Source organism: Paenibacillus terrae (genome assembly GCF_005217525.1).
Lineage (GTDB): Bacteria > Bacillota > Bacilli > Paenibacillales > Paenibacillaceae > Paenibacillus > Paenibacillus terrae_C.
Genome location: NZ_PNXQ01000005.1, coordinates 536732 through 544530 on the forward strand (window position 1 = coordinate 536732; position 7799 = coordinate 544530).

9 protein-coding genes and 1 pseudogene are annotated in these 7799 nt (G+C 46.4%); 7 read left to right on the top strand and 3 right to left on the bottom strand.

Features of this window, described 5'->3' with window-relative positions; genetic code table 11:
• Positions 1-47: 47 nt before the first annotated feature.
• The 3 genes from C1I60_RS05620 (at position 48) to C1I60_RS05630 (ending at position 3304) form a co-directional block, all read left to right on the top strand.
• Entirely contained in the window at positions 48-917 is an 870-nt protein-coding gene (locus tag C1I60_RS05620; protein ID WP_137060847.1) for an AraC family transcriptional regulator, read from the top strand.
• A 163-nt stretch (positions 918-1080) separates the two neighbouring features.
• Positions 1081-2151, top strand: a complete 1071-nt coding sequence (locus C1I60_RS05625) for a glycosyltransferase family protein (RefSeq protein ID WP_137060848.1) — start codon at positions 1081-1083, stop codon at positions 2149-2151.
• 37 nt (positions 2152-2188) lie between these two features.
• The gene (locus tag C1I60_RS05630; RefSeq protein WP_137060849.1) at positions 2189-3304 is read left to right on the top strand and encodes a glycosyltransferase WbsX family protein; all 1116 of its coding nucleotides are present in this window, start codon (positions 2189-2191) and stop codon (positions 3302-3304) included.
• Here the strand turns inward: C1I60_RS05630 and C1I60_RS05635 are convergent.
• The 3 genes and pseudogenes from C1I60_RS05635 to C1I60_RS05645 all read right to left on the bottom strand — a co-directional run bounded on the left by C1I60_RS05635 (position 3255) and on the right by C1I60_RS05645 (position 5059).
• Positions 3255-3677 carry a hypothetical protein gene (locus tag C1I60_RS05635; RefSeq protein WP_252361584.1) on the bottom strand — a complete coding sequence of 141 codons (423 nt, stop codon included), beginning with the start codon at positions 3675-3677 and terminating at the stop codon, positions 3255-3257. The genes C1I60_RS05630 and C1I60_RS05635 overlap by 50 nt on opposite strands.
• A gap of 226 nt (positions 3678-3903) precedes the next feature.
• Positions 3904-4011: pseudogene (locus C1I60_RS05640) on the bottom strand (Rrf2 family transcriptional regulator); the annotation flags it as partial.
• Between the two features lie 316 nt (positions 4012-4327).
• The gene (locus tag C1I60_RS05645) at positions 4328-5059 is read right to left on the bottom strand and encodes a YheC/YheD family protein (protein ID WP_252361585.1); all 732 of its coding nucleotides are present in this window, start codon (positions 5057-5059) and stop codon (positions 4328-4330) included.
• Positions 5060-5261: 202 nt separating this feature from the next.
• Between C1I60_RS05645 and C1I60_RS05650 the strand changes: the two genes are divergently transcribed.
• From C1I60_RS05650 to C1I60_RS05665, 4 genes are all read left to right on the top strand, one after another.
• Positions 5262-5807 carry a glutathione peroxidase gene (locus tag C1I60_RS05650; RefSeq protein WP_137060853.1) on the top strand — a complete coding sequence of 182 codons (546 nt, stop codon included), beginning with the start codon at positions 5262-5264 and terminating at the stop codon, positions 5805-5807.
• Between the two features lie 137 nt (positions 5808-5944).
• A complete protein-coding gene (locus tag C1I60_RS05655; RefSeq protein WP_137060854.1) occupies positions 5945-6523 on the top strand; it encodes a TetR/AcrR family transcriptional regulator in 579 nt (192 codons plus the stop codon).
• A 29-nt stretch (positions 6524-6552) separates the two neighbouring features.
• Complete coding sequence (locus C1I60_RS05660; protein WP_137060855.1) at positions 6553-7293, top strand: SDR family oxidoreductase; 741 nt, start codon at positions 6553-6555, stop codon at positions 7291-7293.
• Between the two features lie 36 nt (positions 7294-7329).
• Positions 7330-7799: Crp/Fnr family transcriptional regulator (locus tag C1I60_RS05665; protein ID WP_252361586.1), on the top strand; the 470-nt coding region annotated here is incomplete at its 3' end.

Below are 7799 nucleotides of genomic sequence, written 5' to 3' on the forward strand. Positions count from 1 at the left end.
CAGGATTACAGACACCGCTAATGATATGATTACAACCAAGGAAGGTGATGCGGTTGGAATGGTTACTTCGGATCAAGAACGCACTGGATCTGATGGAAGAAAGAATGCAGCAGCCACTGGATATCGACGAAATTGCAAAGGCAGCCTATTCGTCTCCTTTTCATTTTCAACGTATGTTTCATATGCTAACCGGCGTCACGGTAGCCGAATATGTACGTAAACGTCGATTGACCTTGGCTGCACAGGAATTGAGTCTTTCTACCACCAAGGTCTTGGATGTAGCGTTCAAATACGGATATGATTCCCCCGAATCTTTTTCTAAAGCGTTCCGTAAGGTACACGGTATATCTCCCTCTGAGGCCAGAAGCCCTGGGGTGAACCTGAAAGCCTTTCCACGCATTACCTTCCATCTATCGTTAAAGGGAGACCAGGATATGGATTATAAAATTGTAGAGAAAGCGGCCTTTACGGTCATTGGCAAGTCCATCCAAGTCACAACGAAAGACGGTGAAAATTTCCGGGAAATCCCGAAATTCTGGGACGAGCTGAACGCGGATGGTACATCGGATCGGATTCAAGCCTTGGGAACAAGCGAGGATATCCTCGGTATTTGTTTGGATTTCAAGCATGGGGAAGAGAAATTCACGTACCTGATTGCCGCCGAAGGCAGCGAGGACGTAGCCGCTTCCAACGGATTGGATGCCAGAACGATTCCGGCTGCAACTTGGGCAGTGTTTACATCCATCGGCCCTATGCCTCATACGATTCAAAAGGTATGGCAAAGAATTTTTCAGGAATGGTTCCCGGCCAGCAATTATGAGCATTCAGGCGGACCCGAGCTGGAGGTATATATGATGGGGGACTCGCGGGCTGAGGATTACCGCTGCGAAGTATGGATTCCGGTTATGAAAAAGTAAAACAATGAACCGATTGCCAATGGCAGTCGGTTTTTTGCTGTAGCTGACTCCATGCTCATTCCTCGTACTCCTTCACTTGTGCCCAATAGATCTCCGCATTTACCCACATCCTTCCCGTGAAAAAAACATAGAATAATCCAAACAAGTAAATAAAGGAGATTCTATGTCACGAAAAACAAAGATCCGTAAAAATGTTCCTCCTTATGTTCGTCTGGATCTGCGCTCCAGAAAAATGCTTGTCCAGTCTCTTCTTCGTACCATGGCCAAGAAAAAACAGATGGGCAAGATGCCTGCAAATCCATTGCTAGTACCTAAGGATCCCAAAACAGCCATTATGCCCAGTCATGCAAGTATCCTTCTTATGTCCGCATTATCCTACTCATCCCACTGGAAAATCGAACAGCTTACAGTTGATCACTTACGCGAATCAACAAAAGAAGTGATTCAACTGAAGCCGCCGTTACATGCGAGCGGAGTTCTGTCTCATTGCAAGCCGGATCTGCTTCTTGTCCTGGGGAGTGATCTTCTTCTTGCCGAGGACTTGGATTTTATACGCAGCCTTCCCTTTAAAAAGGCAATCTGGCTTGCAGACAGCACCGGATCCTCCGAAATCCTGCGTCAGACCGCCTTATCCTTTGATTGTGTGTTCACCCAGCAAAGCTCGCATATTCCCTTTTATCTCCACGGTGGCTGCAGGACTGTGCAATTCCTTCCCTTCCCCGCAGACCCTACAGAGTGGTATCCTCTAACGGTTCCAGAGGAATACCGTTCCGAGGTGGTCATCTTTGGCGATACCAGCCAAAAGACACCAGCGTTGATACCTGTCATCGACAGTTGGCGAGAAAACAAAAAAGTCATCGTCTGCGGAAAAGGCTGGGATTGCTTTGACGATTATCAGGTTCTTCCCGATGAGAGCCCGTGGCCTCTTTATCTGAATGGAGCAAACCTTGTGCTGCATTTATCGCCCTCCCTGAACCGCATCCTGGAGGCTGCCTCCTGCGGGGCATGCCAGATATCCGTGGATGATCCCTGCCTCTACCAATGGACAAATCCGGATGAAGACATTCTCTTGTTCCACACCCCCGAGGAACTGGGCGAAAAGCTGAACAGTTTGCGCTGCTATCCGGAACAGCGGAGAAGGCTGTCCACTCAGGCACTTGCTGGTAGCAGATTTCGCTATTCCTATCGCCAAGTAGTACTCGAACTGCTGCGGATTACCTTTGAAAACTATTAGCCGACAATCAAATCGTGCCTCAGGAGGGAAAGACAATATGAAAGTGATTGCATTTTACCTGCCCCAGTATCACCGTATTCCAGAAAATGACCGATGGTGGGGTGACGGCTTTACAGAATGGACTAATGTTCGCAGGGCTACCCCTCTGTATCCGGGACATAACCAGCCCCAAATTCCCTACCAGGAACGTTACTATGATCTGACCCAAAAGAAAAGTCAGATTTGGCAGGCAGAACTGGCCAAATCCTATGGCATTTACGGATTCTGTTATTATCATTACTGGTTTAAAGGAAAACTCTTGTTGGAGACACCTCTTCAGCAAGTGCTGGCTTCGAACCATCCTGACCTGCCCTTCTGTCTGTCATGGGCTAACGAGCCTTGGACCCGCATATGGGACGGCGGTGAAAACGAAAAGAATATCCTTATGCCGCAAGAATATGGAGATGAGGAAGATTGGCGCGAGCATTTTCAATACCTACTGAAGATTTTTTCTGATAGTAGATACATTCTGATCAAAGACAAACCAGTGTTTCTCATCTACAGGCCGGAGAATATTCCCCGCTGCCGCGAAATGCTGGTGCTGTGGAACAAACTAGCCAGAGAAAACGGCCTTCCTGGTATTTATTTCGTACAGACTCTTGGGGGATTTCCTATTGAAAAGCAAGCCGGATTTGACGCCAGTGTGGAATTCGAGCCTCATTATACCTTTGCCCACGGGGGGGACTGGCGAATCTGGAATTACTTACGAATCAAAGATCAGCAACATCTGACTTTTGATTATGATTATGTGTGGTCCCTGATCCTTAATCGCTCCCACCGAAGAGAAGGCGAGCCTATATTTACCGGCGCCTTTGTAGATTGGGACAATACCCCTCGTCGTCAGATTGATGGAGTCAGTTGCATAGGTGCGGCTCCCCACAAATTTGAATGGTATCTGACCCGGCAACTGGAACGGACTGAGCGCTTGTACCAGAGCGAATTTCTGTTTATAAATGCGTGGAACGAATGGGGAGAAGGAGCATATCTGGAGCCGGATACCCGGCATGGCCACGCTTATCTCCAGGCAGTTCGGAATGCACTGGATGCTCGCAAGCGGGCTGAGCTTACAACGGCTGGATTCCAAGAACAGGAATCGAGCCTGAAGCATCAATGAACAGGATGTAGTTCACTCCATCTGTCCCTTTCAAAATAAGTCCCGATTGATTGACAGCTCCGGTTGCGAAATAGAGCACTTGGGATGAGCTGCTGCCTGACGGCAGCAGCGCCTGCTGGCTGATCGCCACGTTTTGGCTTGCCACAATCGTTCCCCCGACTAGTAAATTGTCTCCTACCGTAATGGTTCCGTTGACCTGCAAGTGATTATGGATGGTTTCACTACCGTTGACTTGCAAATCATTCTGGATCGTTTCATTGCCGTTGACTTGCAAATCATTCTGGATCGTTTCATTGCGGTTAACCTGCAGATCCTGCCCAACAACGGCATTACTAGTTACGTTTATATTATCGAACGTAGGCAATTCTTTCACCTCCCTTTTTCTTATACTTCTATCCTATGCTTGGTCACCAAGATCGCTCTAGTTTATCTCCCATTTTTACTAATTTATATATAATAGAACACCCGTTGATTATCCACTAAATGGAATAGCCTAGCTACAATTAGCCACGGTCCTGTGGGGCCGAGTATTTTTGTAGAGTACCTGGATGGCACTTTTATTGAGTATGTTGAAATAACCGAAATAACCCAGCAGCCTGAGTGTTAACGCTTTTGGCAATGTAATCGCCTGTACATAACGATGGACGTAAAGCAATCATGGACATGGTATGCACCGCAATCGAAAATCGGCTGCTAATTTGTTTCATGGAATCACCAACGGCTTCACGTTAGCTTGCAGTCCAATCTACCTGAACAGCACCCTTTTCTGCAAAGAAACGTTGCGTCCGCTGATTGCCTGAACCCTAATCCAACACTTATGCGCATACCTGCTTGCTTCTCTAAAAGATTAAAAATCAAATTATGTAGTTACTCAGCACCCAGTCTGAGATTCTTATAAAAACCAACAATCTACTCATCCATACAGCTTGTTAAAACAGAACCAGCCTCACACTTTATTTCTTTATTCTCGTGTTCGACTGGTTTTTGATTGATGAGATTCCAACGTGCTTGAGCAGCTCTATACTAATGTTTTTTAATCCGACGCTTGTTCTTCAAAATGGTACGGATCATAGTTTGGTTGGGGAGTTGCGTGAACAGCATATGTCCGGGGTGCGGATTGGCCTCGATAATCCAGATCTGACCGCTCTTCTCAATAGCCAAATCAATGCCCAACTCACGAACCGAATGGTTTTGCTCTATCGTGTTGGCAATAATTTTAGAGAGTTCCACGATCTGGTCCAGAGTCTGTCTCATTTTCTCTCTGTCATTTTTAAAAACTCTTAATAACACTTTGGATATCGGTGCCGCATGCCCTCCTTTTCGATAATTGGTCACAACCTTCGAGGGTGCTGCCACACGCCCGGTTATTCCTGAAATGATCCATTCTGATTCCGGCTTCTGCATATACACTCTGGCATCAAAAATCGAGCCTTTGTACTTCGCCAACCGGAGTCCTTGTTGTACCAAATAACGACGATGAGGTCTCCGGTGGGTCCTGATGACTCTTCTCACCGCGTGGGATCTGACAATTCTTCGACTGGAGCCGCAGCGAATCTCATACCTCCTCCCCAGCTTTTTCGCCCGTATGATGCCGTTTCCCCCACTTTCGTTATTAGGCTTGATGAAGACGGTGCGATAGGTATCCAACATACGTAAGGTCCTTGCATTAGTAATCCAGTGGGTTTCAGGCAAATGGTTGCGCAAAATGGGATGATGTCGCATTTCTTTGTATTGAATCATCTTTCCAATGGGCACGAATATCCCTCTATTCTGTTGGGTTTTTGCACGCATTACATGAATATGCATCCATATTCTATGTTGGTAACGGCTAATGTCACAGTTTGCTATAAAAGAGGCTAAACCCCTTCTAACTATAAAGGTCATTCGAATAATATATTAGACCAATAGACACTCTGGATATATGATGTATAAAAATAATATGAGGAGGGACTTTAATATGTCTATTTATGATTTTCAAGCAACCTCAATTAACGGGAAGCCGATTAAACTGTCAGACTACAGCGGAAAAGTTCTCCTCATCGTAAACACAGCCAGCAAATGTAGCTTTTCCCGTCAATTCGCTGATCTACAGAAGCTCTATGAAAGTCGACGGGAACAGGGTTTTGGAATTCTCGCGTTTCCTTGTAACCAATTCAATGAAAAAGAGCCGGGTAGCAATTCGGAAGTTCAGGGAGTCTGCCAAATTAACCATGGAGTAACATTCACGCTATTTGAGAAAACGGATGTAAGAGGTCCATCTCCTCATCCTTTATTCCAATATCTTACACAACAGGCACCGTTTCAAGGCTTCGATACCCAAACCAAGGACGGTCAATGGATGGAGGATTTCCTGCGGGATAAGTATCCGGAAATATACGCTGGCGACGGGATCAAGTGGAATTTCTCCAAGTTTTTGATCGATCGCGACGGTCATGTAAATGGAAGATTTGAATCAACGACGGAGCCCTTTGAAATAGATTCTATCATCGAATCACTGTTGTAGGATTTCAGTTTATTCCTTTAAATTAGTTTAAAAATAAAAGAGTATCAAATGACAAAAATAAATATTTGTCATTTGATACTCTTTTTGATATCCTAACTTCAAGGAGGTGACTCACACGGCAACTTGACCGTGTCTCTATGGAAAAATCCTCAGATATATTAACCAAAGAACAGATTCTCATCGCTACAGAAGACACACTTAGACGTTTTGGTGTAGCCAAAACCTCCGTGACCGATGTTGCCAAAGTATTGGGAGTCAGTCATGGCACCATTTATCGTCATTTTAAAAGCAAAGCTGAGCTTCTTGAAGGCGTGACCGAAAAATGGCTGAATGAAAAGATTGTCGCCCCGTTAATGGAGGTCTGTCAGGATTCATCTATGCTGGGAACCCCGCATTTACAACGATATATACAGACCTTCGTCGACCTCAAGCAGTATTATGCCCGCGATGACGAGGAAATGTTCGGAATGTATACCCGTGTCACCGAGCAAGCCACTGATTTAATCGACCAGCATATTGACCAGATTGTAGATCAGCTCGCTGACATCATTGTACGCGGGGGCATCACATCGGATCAGCCAGCCCAACTGGCGCGTACCCTTTTCTATGCCACAGCCCGTTTCCATCATCCCGCTCATGCTTACGAATGGAAGAATCCTGCAATTGATCAGGAGTTTTCAGAGGTATGGAAGCTTTTAGAAAAAGGAATCTCTTAAAAAATATATGGAAAGAAGGTTAAGCACGTATGAAGCATTTGGACGGAAAAACAGCGATTATTACCGGTTCCTCCAGAGGAATTGGACGTGCCATTGCCGAGCAGCTGGCTGATCTGGGCGCTAATGTAGTCATCAATTATGCCAGCAGTCCGGACAAAGCCCAAGAAGTCGTGGAGGGCATTATTCAAAAAGGCGGCAAAGCCATAGCTCTTCACGCTGATTTGGGCAAAATGGGTGATATTGAAGCCTTATTTACAAATACGATTACTGAATTTGGAAGAGTGGATATTCTGGTTAACAACGCAGGGCTGATGATCACCAAGCCGCTTGCAGACGTGACAGAGGCCGATTTTGACAAACAATTTGCACTGAATGTAAAAGGCACCTTCTTTGCTTGCCAGCAAGCGATGAAGCATATGGAGAACTACGGAAGAATCGTGAACATTTCCACATCCGTGATTGGACAAATGTTTCCTTCGTATAGCGTATACGCGGGTACCAAAGGCGCCGTAGAGCAATTTACCCGCCAGCTTGCGAAGGAGTTCGGAAGCAAGCAAATTACGATCAACGCCGTGGCTCCCGGTCCCGTGAACACTGAGCTTTTTCAAGCAGGAAAAACCGAGCAGCAGATCGAGGGCATGAAAAAAATGAATGCTATGGGTCGTCTCGGTGAACCCGAGGATATCGCGGATGTGATTGAGTTCCTGGTCAGCGCCAAATCACAGTGGGTTACCGGACAGACAATCCGCGTCAACGGCGGGTTCATCTAAAAACCGAAATACATGAAATGGAGGCTGTTCACGTTCATGATATTACACAAAGGGGAGACCCTATTTCGACAAGGAGAATCCGGCCCTCTGTATCTGTTAAAGAGTGGCTTGTTAAAAATCATCCGAGTCCATGAGGACGGCTCACAAATTTTAGTCAACGTTATTGTGCCCGATGAAATTATCCCGCATCAATCCCTGATCAGCCCCAATCCTTATTATGGTACAGCGGTGGCGCTGGTAACCTCTGAGGTTGAGGTTCTGTCGCAAAAAGAATGGTATCAGGCGCTGGAGCAGGACCCGGCTCAATGTCGGGCTATCGCTTTGCAGCTACAGGACAAGTTGCGCATGATGCAGCAACGAATTGACCAGCTCACCGAGGTGTCACCTGCCGAGAAGCTTCGGAAGCTTCAACGCTGGTTCCACTCCTACATCGCACCCGCCACGTTAACGGACGTGCTGACGCAGGAGGAAATCGGCCAGTTCATCGGGCTGCGCCGGGAGACGAT

Excerpts from the sequence above, each read along its gene's own strand:
- C1I60_RS05620 (WP_137060847.1), top strand. The coding sequence starts at position 48 with ATGCGGTTGGAATGGTTACTTCGGATCAAGAACGCACTGGATCTGATG.
- C1I60_RS05625 (WP_137060848.1), top strand. The coding sequence starts at position 1,081 with ATGTCACGAAAAACAAAGATCCGTAAAAATGTTCCTCCTTATGTTCGT.
- C1I60_RS05630 (WP_137060849.1), top strand. The coding sequence starts at position 2,189 with ATGAAAGTGATTGCATTTTACCTGCCCCAGTATCACCGTATTCCAGAA.
- C1I60_RS05650 (WP_137060853.1), top strand. The coding sequence starts at position 5,262 with ATGTCTATTTATGATTTTCAAGCAACCTCAATTAACGGGAAGCCGATT.
- C1I60_RS05655 (WP_137060854.1), top strand. The coding sequence starts at position 5,945 with ATGGAAAAATCCTCAGATATATTAACCAAAGAACAGATTCTCATCGCT.
- C1I60_RS05660 (WP_137060855.1), top strand. The coding sequence starts at position 6,553 with ATGAAGCATTTGGACGGAAAAACAGCGATTATTACCGGTTCCTCCAGA.